The 16,771-nt window shown below is 66.2% G+C and carries 14 protein-coding genes; 6 read left to right on the forward strand and 8 right to left on the reverse strand.

What is annotated here, in order from left to right:
- The first annotated feature begins 99 nt into the window (after positions 1 to 99).
- Positions 100 to 654, forward strand: coding sequence for a hypothetical protein (locus AC0L2F_RS18395; protein ID WP_473249332.1), 555 nt, complete (start codon positions 100 to 102; stop codon positions 652 to 654).
- A gap of 124 nt (positions 655 to 778) precedes the next feature.
- On the opposite strand, the gene AC0L2F_RS18400 is transcribed toward AC0L2F_RS18395, so the two are convergent.
- Positions 779 to 1,660 carry a metallophosphoesterase family protein gene (locus AC0L2F_RS18400; RefSeq protein WP_473249333.1) on the reverse strand — a complete coding sequence of 294 codons (882 nt, stop codon included), beginning with the start codon at positions 1,658 to 1,660 and terminating at the stop codon, positions 779 to 781.
- A gap of 80 nt (positions 1,661 to 1,740) precedes the next feature.
- Between AC0L2F_RS18400 and AC0L2F_RS18405 the strand changes: the two genes are divergently transcribed.
- The 5 genes from AC0L2F_RS18405 to AC0L2F_RS18425 all read left to right on the forward strand — a co-directional run bounded on the left by AC0L2F_RS18405 (position 1,741) and on the right by AC0L2F_RS18425 (position 5,729).
- Positions 1,741 to 2,232 (forward strand): NUDIX domain-containing protein, encoded by a 492-nt coding sequence (locus AC0L2F_RS18405; RefSeq protein WP_007607028.1) that lies wholly within the window; start codon positions 1,741 to 1,743, stop codon positions 2,230 to 2,232.
- Between the two features lie 62 nt (positions 2,233 to 2,294).
- Positions 2,295 to 3,242, forward strand: coding sequence for a glycosyltransferase family 2 protein (locus AC0L2F_RS18410; protein WP_473249334.1), 948 nt, complete (start codon positions 2,295 to 2,297; stop codon positions 3,240 to 3,242).
- 67 nt (positions 3,243 to 3,309) lie between these two features.
- Positions 3,310 to 3,825 (forward strand): GNAT family N-acetyltransferase, encoded by a 516-nt coding sequence (locus AC0L2F_RS18415; RefSeq protein WP_473249335.1) that lies wholly within the window; start codon positions 3,310 to 3,312, stop codon positions 3,823 to 3,825.
- A gap of 37 nt (positions 3,826 to 3,862) precedes the next feature.
- Complete coding sequence (locus tag AC0L2F_RS18420; RefSeq protein ID WP_473249336.1) at positions 3,863 to 4,540, forward strand: class I SAM-dependent methyltransferase; 678 nt, start codon at positions 3,863 to 3,865, stop codon at positions 4,538 to 4,540.
- 31 nt (positions 4,541 to 4,571) lie between these two features.
- Positions 4,572 to 5,729, forward strand: a complete 1,158-nt coding sequence (locus tag AC0L2F_RS18425; protein WP_473249337.1) for a hypothetical protein — start codon at positions 4,572 to 4,574, stop codon at positions 5,727 to 5,729.
- A gap of 22 nt (positions 5,730 to 5,751) precedes the next feature.
- Here the strand turns inward: AC0L2F_RS18425 and AC0L2F_RS18430 are convergent, their stop codons facing one another.
- The 7 genes from AC0L2F_RS18430 to AC0L2F_RS18460 all read right to left on the reverse strand — a co-directional run bounded on the left by AC0L2F_RS18430 (position 5,752) and on the right by AC0L2F_RS18460 (position 16,764).
- Positions 5,752 to 8,139, reverse strand: coding sequence for a TonB-dependent receptor (locus AC0L2F_RS18430; protein ID WP_473249338.1), 2,388 nt, complete (start codon positions 8,137 to 8,139; stop codon positions 5,752 to 5,754).
- Between the two features lie 148 nt (positions 8,140 to 8,287).
- Entirely contained in the window at positions 8,288 to 8,692 is a 405-nt protein-coding gene (locus tag AC0L2F_RS18435; protein WP_063993501.1) for a DUF2946 domain-containing protein, read from the reverse strand.
- Positions 8,693 to 8,849: 157 nt separating this feature from the next.
- On the reverse strand, positions 8,850 to 9,896 hold the full coding sequence (locus AC0L2F_RS18440; RefSeq protein WP_473249339.1) for an alpha/beta fold hydrolase: 1,047 nt from the start codon (positions 9,894 to 9,896) through the stop codon (positions 8,850 to 8,852).
- 44 nt (positions 9,897 to 9,940) lie between these two features.
- Positions 9,941 to 12,004, reverse strand: coding sequence for a hypothetical protein (locus AC0L2F_RS18445; protein ID WP_473249340.1), 2,064 nt, complete (start codon positions 12,002 to 12,004; stop codon positions 9,941 to 9,943).
- Between the two features lie 7 nt (positions 12,005 to 12,011).
- Positions 12,012 to 14,825 carry a DUF4159 domain-containing protein gene (locus tag AC0L2F_RS18450; RefSeq protein WP_473249341.1) on the reverse strand — a complete coding sequence of 938 codons (2,814 nt, stop codon included), beginning with the start codon at positions 14,823 to 14,825 and terminating at the stop codon, positions 12,012 to 12,014.
- Complete coding sequence (locus AC0L2F_RS18455; RefSeq protein WP_473249342.1) at positions 14,822 to 15,766, reverse strand: DUF58 domain-containing protein; 945 nt, start codon at positions 15,764 to 15,766, stop codon at positions 14,822 to 14,824. Before AC0L2F_RS18455 ends, AC0L2F_RS18450 begins: the two co-directional genes overlap by 4 nt.
- On the reverse strand, positions 15,766 to 16,764 hold the full coding sequence (locus AC0L2F_RS18460) for an AAA family ATPase (RefSeq protein ID WP_007607042.1): 999 nt from the start codon (positions 16,762 to 16,764) through the stop codon (positions 15,766 to 15,768). The genes AC0L2F_RS18455 and AC0L2F_RS18460 overlap by 1 nt, the downstream gene beginning before the upstream one ends.
- Positions 16,765 to 16,771 lie beyond the last annotated feature (7 nt).

A 16,771-nucleotide genomic window follows, 5' to 3' on the forward strand; every position in this document is an offset into this window, starting at 1 on the left:
AAAGATTTGTGGGCGCCGTAAGTCACTGGAATTGTAGGCCCTTTGCGGACACTTTGGTTGCTGATAGGTTAATCCCGCCAAGTGAGGACGAGGCCGCCAATGTCAGAGCCCGAGACCAGCGGGATCCATCCCAGCCAGCCGCGCCCGGTGCGGCTGCGCGATGCGTTGTTGCGCGCGCGGATCGAGGCCGCCGACCGGACCGGCGTCGTCGTCGATTTGCGCGATGCCGAGGTGGCGCGGCTCGAGATCCTTAACGATTCGCTCGATCCCCTGTTCGCGCAGGTGCCGGACCAGATCGACCTGTTCGATCGCGGCATCAGCCAGGGCGATACGCCCAGGCTCTGGATCGATGTCGTCGCGCACATCGTGATGGGGCGCGACAAGCGGATGTACCGCTTCGTGCAGGACACCCGCTTCGGCCGCATCGTGCTCGCCGAATCGCACGACACCGCTGTCATCGTCGAGGCCGTGACCGACTACGTCGCGCGCCGCATGATCGAGCGCGAGCATGCGATGGTGGTCCCGCCCGAGCCGAAGCCCGAGGTCGCACCGCCGCGGCGCCGCTCGCGCCTCTGGCCGTTCGTGTTCGGATTTTTGCTCGGCGCCGCCGCGCTGTTCGGCGTTGCCGTGCTCGCGGCCCTGCGGAGCTGGTGACCTCTCGTAGCCCGGATGGAGCGCAGCGCAATCCGGGACACCTCTCGCTCCAGATTGCACCGCCCCGGATTACGCTCCGCTCCATCCGGGCTACGGATCACGCCCGCAATGACGGCGAACTAAATTAGATCAACTTCACATGCTTGATCTGCCCGATCCGAAGTCCAGTCCCCACGCTCCGCACCGTCTGCTCGCAACGCCAGCCGGTGTTGTCCTTCTCGATCGTGAACAGATTGTAGGCCGCAGCCGGTGTGTGCCCGTGCGCGAGCGACGAGGCCGAGGGCACGCCGATTGCGGGAATGTTGCCGTTGGGGCCTTCGAACCACATCGTCGAATGAATGTGGTCGTGCCCGTGCAGGATCAGCTCGACGCCGTGGCGTTGCAAAAGCGTCAGCAGTTCGGCCGAGTCGGTCATGCGCTTGTGGCGCGCGCCGGACTTCAGCGGATGATGCACCAGCAGCACGCGAAAGACGTCCTCGGCTGCGAGCCGTTCGAGCACCTCTTCGAGCGACGCGAGCTGCTCGCGTCCGAGCGTACCTGTCGCCATCAACGGCAAGGTGGGCACCGCCGTGGACAGGCTGATCAGCGCGAGCGGCCCGCGCCGGCGCAGGCTCGGAAAGCCGATACGGCCGTCGTCCCCTGCAATATAGGGCGCGAAGGTTTCGCCGAAGCGATGAGAGGTGGCGCGAACATAAGCGTCGTGATTGCCGGGAATGGTGGTGACGCGATCGGGCGGGCCGACGCCGTCCAGCCAGGCGCGCGCCGGCGCGAACTCCGCCTCCAGCGCCAGATTGACGAGATCGCCCGTGACCGCGATGTGGTCGGGAGCTTGCGCCTTCACGTCGGCGACGAGTGCGTCGAGCACCTCGCGGCGCTGGTACTTGTGACGGTTGCGCGTCCAGTTGACATAGCCGAACGTGCGCTTGCCCGCGAGCTCGATCAGCCGCGGCTTCGGCAGCGGCGGCAGATGCGGGTCGGACAGATGGGCGAGCGTGAAGGGGGCCATGGGGGGCGATTGCCTCGCTATTCGCCCGCTGTAATGGCAAGGTCGCAGGCCAGGTGCAAGCGGGGCATCAAGGGAGCCCGATGGCGGAAGGTCTGAACAGCGTCCGACGGAGATTCGAGCCGCTGCTGCGGCGAATTTTCCACGCCTATTTCCTGCTGGTCCGCGGCATGACTCTCGGCGTCCGCGCCGTGGTGCTGGATGCCGACACCAGGGTGTTCCTGGTCAGGCACAGCTACGTCACGGGCTGGTATCTGCCCGGCGGCGGCGTCGATCTCGGCGAGACCATGGAGCAGGCGCTGCGGCGCGAGCTCAAGGAGGAGGGGGATATCGATCTCACCGGCGACGCCGTGCTGCACGGCATCTTCCTCAACAGTCACGTCTCCCGCCGCGACCATGTCGCGGTCTACGTCGTCAGGCAGTTCAAGCAGGATCGCCTGCCCGCGCCCAACCGCGAGATCGCCGAGTGCGGGTTCTTCGCGGTCACCGCGCTGCCCGAGGGGACCACGCCCGGCACGCGGCTGCGGATCGCGGAAGTCCTTCACGACAGGCCGCGGATTGCGACGTGGCGGTGATGGCTGCCTGTGCTAGTAAATCGCCGCGCTTGCGGTGTCGGCGCATGGACGAGGGATGAAGATTGTCTCAATCGACGAGGTCATGGCCATTTCGGGTCGCCGTGCTGGTGCCCTGCTACAATGAGGAAGCCGCCGTCGCGACGGTCGTCGCCGATTTCCGCAAGGCACTGCCTGCGGCCGAGGTCTACGTGTACGACAACAACTCGACCGACCGCACCGCGGCGGTCGCGGGCGAGGCGGGCGCGATCGTGCGCAGCGAACGGCGCCAGGGCAAAGGCCACGTCGTGCGCCGCATGTTTGCGGACATCGAGGCCGACATCTACGTGCTCGTCGATGGCGATGCGACCTACGACGCGCCGAGCGCATCGCGCATGATCGATCAGCTCATCGATGAGCATCTGGATATGGTTGTCGGTCTGCGTATCGATCAATCGCAGGCGGCCTACCGTCGCGGTCATCGCATCGGCAACCGGCTGTTCACCGGTTTTCTGGCATCGACCTTCGGCCACGCCTTCAAGGATATCCTGTCCGGGTACCGCGTGTTCTCGCGCCGCTTCGTCAAATCCTTTCCGGTCCTGTCCGGCGGCTTCGAGATCGAGACCGAGTTTGCGGTTTATGCGCTGGAATTGTCGTTGCCGGTCGCCGAGGTCGAGACGCCCTATTACGCGCGCCCGGAAGGCTCCTTCTCCAAGCTCAACACATGGCAGGACGGGTTGCGCATCTTCAACACGATGCTGAAGCTCAACCGGTCGGAGCGGCCGCTGCGCTTCTTTTCGGCGATCGGCATCGCCTTCGCGCTGCTGTCGATCGCTTTCGGAGTGCCCGTGGTGATCACCTTCCTCGAAACCGGCCTCGTCCCGCGCCTGCCGACCGCCGTGCTCTCCATGGGCCTGATGATCATGGCGCTGCTTTCGGCTTCGTCGGGGCTCGTGCTCGACACCGTGACGCGTGGCCGTCGGGAAATGAAGATGCTCGCCTACCTATCCCAACCGCCGCTCGGGCGGACCTGAAATTGCCTCCGGGGCCGGGCGCAATCGTATGGACCGCTGCCCTCCAAGGTGATATCCCGCCGACGCGATGAACGATCTCTCCCTCACCATCCGGTCGGAAGCCGCCGGCGATGCTCAGGCAATCGAGCGGCTGCACGAGCGCACCTTCGGACCCGGCCGCTTCGTGCTCAGCGCGTACCGCATCCGCGAGCATGTGGATCATGTGCTCGATCTATCCTTCACCGCCCGCGTCGGTACGTTGCTGGTCGGATCCGTCCGGCAATTGCCGATTTGCGTCGGCGACACGCCGGCACTGCTGCTCGGGCCCCTGACGGTCGAGCCTCCGTTCCGCAGCCGCGGCGTCGGCCGGTTGCTGCTCGAGCGCGCGCTGAAGGATGCGAAGGCGCAGGGCCATCGCTTGGTGCTGCTGGTCGGCGACGAGCCCTATTACAGCCGCGTCGGCTTCAAGCAGGTCGCCAAGGGACGCGTCACGATGCCGGGCCCGGTTGACTACAACCGGCTCCTCGTCATCGAGCTGGTCGAGGGTGCGTTCGAAGGTGTGTCGGGGCCGGTCGGTCCCGACTGGAGCAAGACGCGCACCTGACGCGCCATCACTTCGAAGCTCACATGAAGGTAGGGCGGTGCCGGTCGATCAGCAATATTACCGGGAAGTGGCGTCCGGGAGCACGGCGGAAAAGCTGCTGATCGCGGCGCGCGACCGCATCTTCCAGGATTTCATCGCCCGGATGCAGCCGTCTGCGGCGGACGAGATCCTGGATGTCGGCGTATCCGACGTGATTAACGACGGCGCAAACGTGCTGGAGCGAAGCTACCCGCATCAGCACAAGATCACGGCCTGCGGCCTCGGCGAAGGAATAGGATTCAAGGCGGCTTTTCCGCGTTGCCGTTACGTGCAGATCGAACCGAATACGCGGCTGCCGTTTGACGACAATGCGTTCGATGTCGCGACGTCCAATGCCGTGCTCGAACATGCCGGCAGCCACGGAAACCAGGTGCTCCTGGTCGCGGAGCTTTGCCGCGTCGCGCGGCGGGTGTTCATCACGGTGCCCAACAGGTTCTTTCCGGTCGAGCACCACACGGCCATCCCGCTGGCGCATTATCTGGACGGCACCTTCAGGATCGCCTGCACGATCGCCGGCAAGTCGGAATGGACCGACGAGCAGAACCTGATCCTCATGACGCGAAAACGGCTGCTGGGGCTCGCCGCCAACTCTTCCATCTCTAAGTCAGCGACGGTGGGCTACACCGGTTTGTCGCTCGGCCCGCTATCGTCCAATCTCTATCTTGCATTCCGCTGAAGCAGCGACCTCCCGCCCCAGCATGATCCCGATGAAGAAAATCCACTCCAGCAAAGCCGTCTTCGCCGTGTTGTTTCTCGCGGTGCTGGTCGGCCATTTCTGGACCATGATGCGATGGAACGAGGATCGCGGCGTCTATGACGACATCTGCTACCTCAGGCAGGCGCATCTGTTCCAGCGGTTCGGACTGGTGGAGGGATTCGACACCAACCTCACCCGCGACGACGATGGCTATCAGAAAGCAAAGCTGAAGGAGATCGGCTACCCGGACTGGAACGATACGACCGCTGCGCCCTGTCACAATCTGATGCCGGCCACGGGGAAGGTCGTCATTCAATACCCGCCGGGTGTCGGCCTTGTGTTGGCGTTGTTTCCGCCGGGTCACCAGGTCGTGCCCATGTACATGCTGGCGACCATTGTCGTCCTCGGCTTTGCGCTGTTTGCGCTTTCTCTCGCGCGCAGCATGAGGTCGGTCTTGATGGCCGGGACGTTCGGCTGTCTTGCGATCTACCTGATGGTCAATCCGGTCAAGGCGAGCTATTCGATGGCCCCGACCGTCGTCGTGTGCGCGCTCGCAGGATGTCTCACGGCGCGATGGCTGGCGGGCCCGCGATCTCAACCGAAGATCTGGCTGCTGGCGCCGATCGGTTTCCTGCTCGGATTGACCGTCGATTTCCGGTTGGCCAACCTCTTCCTGGCGTCCGGCTACGGCCTGTTTCTCCTCGTCGCGTTCCTTGCGGAACGGACGTTGTCCAGGTTCTTGCAGGGGCTCGTGTTCGGCGTCGCATTGCTGGCCGGCGTGATGCCGACCATCGTCTCTTACGCCGTCAACGCCGGCAGTCCGTTCGCGTCGACCTATGGCAACAACCCCGATGTCAGGCCGCTGGATTTTTCGTTCGCGGTGGTCCGGGACTATTTCGCCGACCCGCTCCAGACCCTGCTGATCGTGGTCGGAATTGCAGGCTCGATCTGGCTGTTGCGGCAGGCGAACGGCACGCGTCGCGTCGCGCTGCTCACGATGGCCAATCTGGCGCTCAACCTCACCTTCTTCTTCACCTATCCGATCGCGACGCCATATTACACGATCCCCATTTCTCTCCTGACATTGTGGACCCTGCTGTTCGCCGTGCTGTTTCAGGAGGCGGCAGAGGACGCCCCTGAAGCAGCCGCTTTAGTCAACGCGCGATGAAGTCCGGCCAGCTATCTCGCTTTCAGAACTTGAAGTTCGCAAACGCTCGCACGCCGATGCCGGGCATCAACACCTCGTCCTTGGTGTACGACACCGAATTGCGGATGTTTTCGTTCAACAGATTGTTGCCGACGAGGCCCAGCAGCATCTCGCGCGCGCCGAATGCATTCGGGTTGAGCTTGGTCTTGTAGCTGACCTCGGCCTTCAGCAAATTGTAGCCCGCCGTTGGCGTCTCCGCGATCACGGCGACGTCGTTATGAGCGAATGCGTGCAACAGGTTGATGCGGGCAAGCCAGTTGTCGTCGCGCCAGAACACGCCGCCGCCCAGCCGCACCGGCGGAATGCGCGGCACATTGGTGCCGTCGGTGAAGGTGGCCCGGACCACGTCGAACTGGTTCTCGATGCCCCAGATGCCGCCCTGGAATGCACCGACGTCGAGCTGCGACTGGAATTCGCCGCCGCGGAAGTTGGCATTGCGTTGTGAGTAGACCGCCTGGTTCAGCTCTGCATCGGGCGCGCCGCAGGAGGCAAAATCGCCGTCGCACATCACGCCGGTAAGGCGGCGATAGATGAAATTGTCGAAGTGCGTGTAATAGGCGGTCGCCTCGAACCGGAATGGTCCGGTCGCCTTGCGCAAGCCGATTTCGACCGACTTCGCGGTCTCGATGGTGAGGTTCGGATTGCCGATGTCGAAGGTCGCGGTCGCATCATGGCCGCCGCGCGAGAACAGTTCGGCGGGCTTGGGCGCACGCTCGACATATTGCGCGGTGATGCTGCCGACCATGCCGCCCGGCAGGTCCTGCAGCAAGCCGATGCTGCCGCTCTTCGGCGTGAAAGACGGATTGCGGACGGTGCTCGTTTGCGGCGTCCCGTCGGGCAGGAAATCTGCGGGGAAATCGGGCGTCGACCCGTGCAGTTCGACATGTTCGATCCGGCCCGCGATCTGCGCCTTGGTCTGTTCGGTGAATTTGAACTCGTTGAAGACGTAACCCGCGACCCGGTAGTTCCGGTTCGGGTCCCACAATCCATTGAATAGCGCGCCGGGATCATCCGGGCTTGGCGCGGTCAGCTCCTGGTGGCCCGCCTGGAAGCCGAACGCCGTCGTCACCTCGGCGAAGCGCGCGTTGAACGGCATCAGCTGCACTTCGGTGCGGAGCTCCTGCTCCTTGTTGGTGAAGGTCTGCCGCACGCCATCCGTCGTCGGGTCGGTCGTGTCCGCGAGCCCGATCTCGTTGTGCCTGTAGTTCGTCGCGCCGGCCCAGAAACGGACCGCATCGATCGCGGCGGCGTCGGGATGGTACTCGCCCTTGACGTTGATCTTGGTCTGGTGGCCGTCGATCCGCGTGTTGTGGTCGGCGCCGTCGATGCCGGGGATGTGGTAGAGCGCGTCGTTCTGCGTGATCGCCGCACCGATATAGCCGCCCTGGAAAAAGTAGGAGCCGCCGATCGAGGCGCCGTCCGAGCGCGTCGCCGAATTGGGCTGGCGGCCGTTGGCGACGGTCCGCGTCTGATCATTCAGATACGGGTAGCTCGGAATGCTGTAATCGGTGGTGTTGCGGCCGTAGACGTCGGCATGGAAGGCAAAATTGCCGCCGCCGGTGTCGAGCAGCACGCCGCTCTCGACGCCGCGATCGACCGAGCTGAACGCGCTGCGCGTTTCAGCGGTGACGCAAGGCGACGTCGCGGCGCTCGCGAGCGGCGCCTTGGTGGGCATGCCGTAGGCCTGGAACGATGGCGCGCAGGAGGGCAGCGCGTCCGGAATGCGGTTGTTGGTGGCGCTGACGACGCCGCCGATCGAGGTCGAGCCGTAGCGCAGCGCAGCCGGCCCGCGCACCACTTCGACCTGGTTGGTCGCGAGCGGATCGATCGGGACGAAATGGTCCTCGCCGAGATCGGAGGCGCCGCCGGCATTGGTGCCGTTCTCGACGATGCCGACGCGGTTGACGTCGAGCCCCCGGATGATCGGCCGGCTGGAGGCGCCGGGCGCGAAGCTCGATCCGGTGATGCCGGGTTTCGAGAACAGGAGGTCGCCGAGCTGGCCGCCGCCCTCGCGGCGGATCTCCTCGTTCGGCACCACCGTGACCGTCGCGAACTGGTTGGTCACGATGGGCAGCACGCCCTGCTGAGGTGCGGCGGCGGTAGCCGCTGCCGCCGGCGTGGCTTCCGCCGCGGGCTGGCGGCTGCGCGATCGTCCGGTGTGGGCGACGCGGACCGGGCTGCGGGTCGGCACCACGGCTCTACGCACGATCGGGCTTGGCGCCGTCACGGTGACGGCAGGGATTTCCGTCGACGACTTATCCTGCGAAGGCTGTTGTACAGGTTCTTGGGCGAGCGCGGATGTGGCGGCGGCGCCGAGCAGGAGCAGGCTTGCTCCGGCGAGATGCTGCACGCGTCGCAATTCAAATGACATGGTCTTGATTCCAATCAGGCGCCGTCCGCATGATGGTCTGCTGATCGGCGGCGGCCTGCCGTCGCTGCACGACGGAATTCGACTTCAACTGCTCCCGGGTACGCGCCTGAAAGCGGCGAGCCCGGGCGTGATCAAGCGTTGTTGGAAGTCAGGACGCGGGAGGGGCGCGGGGCTGGAATGCCGTGCCGGCCGATTTCAGGTGGACGAATTCGGCGTCGGTGGTGCGGTAGAGCAGCTCGATCGCCTGCGGCAGCAACAACACAGGCGGCGCCGCGAACATGACGGTGCCGGCCATCGCGACCAATGCGCAGATCGCGCAATTGTCCTCGCCCGGGTGCTCCCGGTCGGGAGCCAACGGCGATTGCCGCTCGACCGCGGCGCGGTCGATCGAAGCCAGTCCTTGGTTGCTGTCGGTCTGCTGCAGCGAGGGCTGGGCGAGGGGAGCAGCCTGGGCGAACCAGTGGCTGTGGCCGAACGTCAGCGCGAACTGCACCAGCATCGCGAAGATCGCGAGCCGGGCGCCGTGCCTGATATTCGACCGGAACCACTTCATATGGAAACGCCACCCCACATCGCGAGGGACCATCCCTGATCCCGCGACGTTATAATGTAACATCGCCCGATCGGTCAGTGGATGTCAACCGCTGTCGAGCCGACCCGAGCGGGCCGGCTCCTCGCTGTGTCGTGCGGGCAACTGAAAGCCTACGGCATCAGAGCTTTTTGCTCTGGAGCCAGATGCGGATGGCCTCGATGAGTTCTGCCTTGCGCTCCAGCGGCAGCCAATGCCCTGCGGGCAGGCTCGTCACGGTCAGGTCCGGGCAGGCGGCCCGCATCGGGTCACCTTGGCGATTTCCGGTGATGCTGCAGATCTGATCAAAGTCGCCGTTAACGAACAGCACCGGCTGCGACAGGCGGCCGCCACTGGGTGCCTTGCGCGCATAGGCGATGTTGGCGTCGTCGTTCAGGTACCACGCGCAGGATGGGCGGAAGCCATGAGCCTTGAACGACTGCACCAGCACGTCGAAGTCCGCCGGCGGCCAGAGAGCCGGATCGGGCTCAATCAGCGGGGCGCGGTGCGCGGCGCCAAAGCGCCCTCCATTGCGCGTGACCATCGCATTCGGCGAAACCTTGCCGATGCCGGCGGGGTCGCCTGGCCGAAAGATCGACGCCAGCGATGCTGCCAAATCTGCATCGAGGTCGGCGACCGCCGCCTCGAAGTGCGTGGTGTAGTAACGGTAGTAATCCCATTGGCCGTCCGGATATTGGTCAACCGGATAAATCTTTCGGTCGACCAGCGGGACGACTGTGCGCAGGGCGTGCCCGTCGGGTTGATACGCCAGCGAGCTCAGCACGACTCCGCGGCTGCGCTTGGGCTGATGCGCGACCAACTCACCGACCACAACACAGCCCCAGTCGTGGCCAACCCAGATCGCAGGCTTGCCGCCAAGGTGATCATGGAGTTCGGCCATGTCCGTCACGATTTTCTCGATGGTATAGGCGTCGTTGGCTGCAGGGGTGGAAGAGCCGCCGTAGCCGCGCAGATCGGGAGCGACGCAGTGCCAACCGTCGGCGGCAAACGCGCCCATCTGCGCGCGCCACATCAAACTGATGCTCGGCCAGCCATGGACGAAGATCATCAACGGTCCGTCTGCCGGCCCGCACTGGATGTAGCGCGTTGTCTGACGAGGCGAGCTGAACGTGCGCTGGTCGAGCGTTCGTTCGGCTCCAGAACCGATTGGTTGAAGTGGGTCTGTCATGGTCGAGTAACTCCGCGTGAAGCGAAGGGAGGCGCGTGAGCCGCCTAGCGCCCTTCGCGGATCCACGTCGCAGCAAACGCGCCAAGCAGCAGCAGCAACCCGATCAGGCCGGCAAAGATCGGCAGCACGCCGACGCCCTTCACGACGCTGGCGTCGCGCATCCGCACGCCCATCCAGCCGTCACCGTGGAAGACGCTCGCCGAGCGGACCGGCAGGATGCGCGGCAGCTCGACGCTGGCGCCGTCGACCACCCGCACGGCGTCACCGCCGGTGGCCTGGGTCAGCGGCTTCAACGTCTCGGTGGTGGAGGTGACTTCCGAAAACTCCTTCGGATTGGTCGGGCCGACATTGATCAGCGCCTTCAGCGTGCCGTCGGTGGCTTGCCACAGGCCGAGCTCGCTCGCCGGCAGGCTGGCGCGCCATTCGCCGGGATCGCCGGCCGCAAGCGTCAGGTCGCGCGACACGCCCGACGGCGAGGTCACGCTCACCGGCTGAACGCTGTCCGCCATGGTTTGGCGCACCACCACGAGATTCTTGCCCTGCACCTGCAGGCGCAACGCTTCCTCATCCAGATCAGGTTGTTTCATCAGCCAGTGCGACATCCGCCGCAACAGGTCGAGATGCGGGCCGCCGCCTTCATAGCCGCGCGCCCACAGCCAGATGTGGTCGGAGAGCAGCAGCGCCACGCGGCCCTCGCCGAAACGCGACAGGAACAGCAGCGGCTTGCCGTCGACGCCCGTCATGACGGGCGGGTTGACCGCATTGCGGGTATCGACGGTGCGGAAGAACCGGCTCCAGCGCGGCGGCTCGGAGGCCGAACCCTCGAGGCCACGCGTGACGGGATGGCGTTTGCCGACGTCGGACAGATGCGCGTAGAACGGCTTTTCCGTCACCCCGACCGGTTCGGCCGGCAGCACCGAATCCAGCGGCGTGCGCCAGATGCTGGTGTTGGAGGCGTAGTCAGGGCCGGCCGAGACCAGCACTGCGCCGCCGGACCGCACGTAGCGTGCGATGTTGTCGAAATAGGCGATCGGCAGCACGCCCTGGCGCGCATAGCGGTCGAAGATGATCAGCTGGAATTCGTTGATCTTCTGCTGGAACAGCTCGCGGGTCGGAAATGCGATCAGCGACAATTCATTGATCGGCGTGCCGTCCTGCTTCTCCGGCGGCCGCAGAATGGTGAAGTGGACGAGATCGACGCTGGCATCGGACTTGAGCAGATTGCGCCAGGTGCGCTCGCCCGAATGCGGCTCGCCCGAGACCAGCAGCACGCGCAGCTTGTCGCGCACACCGTCGATGGCAACGACGGCACGGTTGTTCACCGGCGTCAGTTCCCGCTCGAGCGGCGAGGCCTCGATCTCGACGATGTTCGGCCCGGAATGCTTGATGTCGACATCGACGCTTGCGCTCTGGCCGCTTCCCAGCGTGCGCTCGTTGATCACCTCGCCGTCCCTGCGGACCGTGACCTTGGCGCGCTCGCCGCTGACGCCCTGGTCGTCGAGGCGGTAGGTGATGGTCTGGGGCTGCCCGACGATGCCGAAGCGCGGCGCTGCGATGACCGCGATACGGCGGTCGCGCTCGTCTTTTTGCCCGGTGATCAGCGCGTGCACCGGCGCCTGGAAGCCGAGCCCGGCGGCGTTGGCCGGAATGTCGTGGACGCGGCCGTCGGTGATCAGGAAGGCGCCGGCGACGCGGTCGACAGGCACGTCCGACAAGGCCGAGGCCAGCGCGCCGAAAAGTTTGGTGCCGTCGGTCTCTCCGTCGGCCTGTCCGGCATCGACGACGCGGACCTCAAGCCCCTTGATCTTCTTCAGGCTGTCGACCAGCGCTTCCTGCGCCTGAGCGGCCTCGCGATTGCGATTGCCGAAATTCTGGCTCGGGCTCTTGTCGACGACGATTGCGGCGACCGAGGTGAGGGGATCGCGGTCCTCGCGGGTGAAGGAGGGATTGGCGAGCGCCAGCAGGAACAGCGCCAGCGCGGCCACGCGCACGGCAGCGCCGCGCGCACGCGCCAGCAGCAGCACGAGCGCAATGACGACGATCGCGGCCAGCGCGAGCCACAGGACGATCGTGGGAACCAGCGGCGTGAATGCGATGCCGTAATTCATATAGATCCTATTGCCCCAGCCGTTCGATCAGGGCCGGCGCGTGCACCTGATCGGCCTTGTAGTTGCCGGTCAGCGTGTACATCACAATGTTGGCGCCGGCGCGGTAGGCGAATTCGCGCTGGCGGGGGTCGCCGCCGGTCACCGGCAGCATGGACTGGCCGTCGGGCCGCACGGCCCATGCGCCGGCCAGGTCGTTCGAGGTGATGATGATCGGCGAGACGCCGTCGCCGCCGCGTGCCGGCCGTTGCGCGCCATCGTCGTCGTCGTCACGCGGCAAGGTCTCGACCCAGGTCTGGCCGGTGGTGAAGCGGCCGGGAAAGTCGCGCAACAGAAAGAAGGTCTTGGTCAGCACGTGCTCGCGCGGCACCGGCTCCAGCTCGGGCACGTCGAGCGAGGACAGGATCTCGCGGAGCGTCTGCATGGCGGGGGTCTGCGCGGCGCCGTTCGCGCCGGGCGGCGCTTCGACCGCGTCGCGGGTGTCGAACAGCACGGTGCCGCCCTGCTTCATGTAGACGTCGATCTTGTTGATGGCGTCCCGCGACGGCTTGGGCGCGCCCGGCACGATCGGCCAGTAGATCAGCGGGAAGAAGGCGAGCTCGTCGCGCGCCGGATCGATGCCGACGGGGTCGCCGGCCTCGAGCGCGGTGCGCTGGGCCAGGAACAGCGTCAGTCCCGATAGCCCAGCCCTGACGATGGAATCAACGTCGGCATTGCCGGTCACGACATAAGCGAGGCGGGTCTGCGACACCGCCTTCATCGCGAACTCGTCGGACGCGCTGTCCGCGTGCGACGGCGTCGGCACGAACGAGGCGAGGCCCGCGAGAGCCAACCCAACGACGATCATCGCGGGCGCGGCGCGGCGGCGCAGCAGCGCGGCAAGGCCGCCGCCGAGCACCGCGACGATGATGGCGTCGATCAGGAACAGCGCGAGCGCCGTCGACAGCAGCCAGCCGCGCAAATCCTGCGGTTCGGCATTGGTGTAAGTGGCGCGGCGGGCGCGCAGGCTCGCGGTGTTCAGGGCTGCGATACGGTCGGCGCTGGCAAGCGTGTTCACGGCGAGCGGTCCTTCTGCCGGACCATAGAAGCCTGGCGGATGATCGGGTGTGGCGCGGTCGCGATAATCCGCGGGCAGCGGCTTTGCGGCGGCCGGCGGCGGACCGAAGGCGCCGAAGCCGTCGAGGATATGCAGCGGCGCCACCGTCTCGGCGGTCCCTTCAGTGGCAACGCCTGCCCCCGGCTTGGCGGTATAGCCGGACATGTCGACGACACGCCGCAGAATTTCGACGAAGGTGCCCGACATCGGCAGATCCGACCAGCGCATGTCGGCGCTGACGTGGAACAGGCTGACCACGCCCTTACCGCGATGCTCCCCGGTCACCAGCGGCGTGCCGTCTTCCAGCGACGCCCAGCTCTTGGTGGCGAGCACGGCGTCGGGCTCGGCCAGCACCTGGCGGCTGATGGTGACGTCCTTGGGGACCACCACGCCGGCAAACGGACCGTCGGCGGCAAAGGAGGCCAGATGTTGCGGCTTTTCCCAGGTCAGGCTGCCGCCGAGCGTCCGGCCGCCCTTGCGCAGCTTGACCGGAACGAGATCGTCCTCGGCCTGCGCCAGCCGCGGACCGGCGAACCGCACCAGCACGCCGCCCTGGTCGATCCAGGCATTGAGACGCTCGCGGATTTCAGGCGCGATGGTGCCGACATCGGCAAGGATGATCATCGGCAGCTTCTGGTCGAGGAACTGAGTAATGCCCTGCTGCGGCGAGCCCTTGTCGGCGAGCCGCACGTCGGCGAACGGCGCCAGCGCGCGGGTGAGATAGAAGGTCGGCGCCAACAGCGGCTGCGCGGTCTCGCTGGTGGAGCCCGAGACGATGCCGATGGCGCGGCGGCGCCAGCGCTTGTCGAGCAGCTGCACCGCGCCTGCGGAGCGCTCGCCGGCAATTTCCAGCCGCGTGATGTCGTTGCGCAGCTCGACCGGCAGATCGAACGAAGCTTCAACTTCCTTGTCCTGCGGGCCGAACGAATAACGGGCCTCGCCGATCGGCGAGGCCTTCTGGTCCAACGCGCGCACGGTGCCGATTGCGATGCCGCTGTCGGTGCGCAGCACCTTCACCGTCATTTTGGCTGCGGCGTTCTCGGCCGCGACCAGGGCCAGCGGCGACGAGGTGCCGCCTTCGAACACGGTCAGGCTGCGATCGTCGATGGTCTTGCCGAGGCCCGTCACGAATTCCTCGCCGCGACCGGTGTCGACGCTGTCGGAGAGCCAGGCGATCTCGCAGTCGCCGGTCGCTTTCAGGAAGCGATCGATGGCGGTCAGGGTCTCGACGCGCTCGATCGAATACGGCTTTGGCGTCAGCTGCCGCAGCGCGACGCGCGCGGCGCCCGCCGGCATCAGGGTGATATCGCGGTTCGGCTCGGACAGCGGCACCAGCGCAATCGCACGGCGGTCGTTCTCGGCACTGGCGATCAACTCGTCGGCGGCCCTGATCCGGATGTCCCAGTTCGATGCCGCGCTCCAGCCGTCGTCGAACATGATCATCAGCGGCGCCTTGCTCGTGGCCGCGCCCGTTTGCGGATTCCAGATCGGGCCGGCGGCGGCGAAAATGACCAGCGCCGCAGCCAGCAGCCGCAATGCGGTCAGCCACCACGGCGTTCGCGACGGTGTCTCTTCGCGCGGTGCGATGTCGAACAGCAGGCGCGTCGGCGGAAACTCGATGCGGCGTGGCCGCGGCGGCATCACGCGCAACAGCCACCACAGCACCGGCAGGCTGACGAGGCCGATCAGGAGCAGCGGTTCGGTGAAGGCGAGCGGCAGTCCCATCATGCGGCGGGCCCCGCCTTGATGGTCGTGGTGCGGGCGCCCGATTTGCTCACCTGCATGCCGGCATGCAGGAACAGCAGCAGCTCAGCGGCAGAGCGGTCGGTGGCGTGGGTCGTGAACAGCCAGTCGAGCTTGTTGGTCTCGGCGCGGATCTGGTCGCGGTGCAGCGCGAGCCGCGTGGTGTAATCCTGCGCCCAGCTCTCGGCGCGGCCGGCGGTGATCACGCCGAATCCCTCGGGCTCGACGAACTCGACGCGGCCGGAATACGGGAATGATTCCTCGGCGGGATCGACGATTTGCACCAGCGTGCCATGCGCACCGGAGCCGGACAGGCCGGCGAGCGTGGTCCTGATCTCGGAGATCGGCGACCAGAAGTCCGACAGCACGATCGTCTCGGCCAGCGCCGCGGGCACGAAGGATGGCGGCAGGCTCAGGCGGTCGGCATCGTCATGCAGCATCGCCTGTGCCATCTTGTCGATGACGCTGCGGCTCGCGGTCGGTGCCATCAGCCCGGGAATGCCGACGCGCTCGCCGCCGGAGACGAGCAGCTCGGCCAGCGCAAAGGCGACGATCAGCGTCCGCTCGAGCTTGGATTCGCGCGCCTGCTTTGAAGCGAAGGCCATCGAGGGCGAGCGGTCGGGCCAGATCCAGACTGTGTGCGAGGCTTCCCATTCGAGCTCGCGGACATAGAGAAGATCGTCACGCGCCGAGCGCCGCCAGTCGACGTTCTGCGACGGCTCGCCGGAGACGAAGCGGCGGTACTGCCAGAAATTTTCGCCGGAGCCGGCGCGACGGCGGCCGTGCAAACCGTGGATGACGTTGGCGGCGATACGGCGGGCCTCGAGCACCAGGCGCGGCAAGGAAGCTGCGAGCGTGCGGCTTTCGCCATCGGCACGTCGGATCGCGATGACCTCCTTCGCTGCGTGCCCGTTCTCTGCGGCCATCAACCGATCCGTGTCTTGAGCTGCTTGATGACGTCCGGAATCGTGCGGCCTTCGGCGCGCGCCTGGAACGTCAGCGCCATGCGGTGCTTCAGCACGGGCTCGGCGAGGTCGAGCACGTCGTCGATCGAGGGCGCGAGGCGGCCGTCGATCAGCGCGCGTGCGCGCACCGCGAGCATCAGCGATTGGCTGGCGCGCGGGCCCGGTCCCCAGGCGATGAACTTGCTGGTGTCGCCGCCGTCCGGACCCGGACGGGCCGACCGCACCAGCGACAGGATCGCCTCGACCACGGAATCGCCGACCGGCAGGCGCCGGATCAGTCGCTGCGCGGTGATGAGTGCGTCAGGTGTCATGGCGCCCTTCGCCAGCGTTTCGTCGGCGCCGGTGGTTTCGAACAGGATGCGGCGCTCGGCGTCGCGGTCGGGATAGTCGACGTCGATCTCCATCAGGAAACGGTCGAGCTGGGCTTCAGGCAGCGGATAGGTGCCTTCCTGCTCCAGCGGGTTTTGCGTGGCGAGCACGTGGAACGGCTTCGGCAGATCGTGACGCGCGCCGGCAACGGTGATGTGCTGCTCCTGCATCGCCTGGAGCAGCGCCGACTGCGTGCGCGGGCTGGCGCGGTTGATCTCGTCGGCCATCAGCAGTTGTGCGAACACTGGGCCGGAGATGAAGCGGAAGGCACGCTTGCCGGAGGTGCTCTCGTCGAGCACTTCGGCGCCGAGAATGTCCGAAGGCATCAGATCGGGCGTGAACTGGATGCGCTTGGCATCGAGGCCGAGCGTGACGCCGAGCGTCTCGACCAGCTTGGTCTTGGCGAGGCCGGGGACGCCGATCAACAGCGCATGGCCGCCGGAGAGGATGGTGACCAGCGTGTTCTCGATCACGCGATCCTGACCGAAGATGACGGACGCGATCGCATCCTTTGCCGCGCGAATCTGGCTCGACACCTGCTCGGCCGAACGGACGACACCGTCTTCGAGCTTCTCGACACTCTCCGCCATCCGTTAG

Source organism: Bradyrhizobium sp. Ken64, from assembly GCF_055807555.1.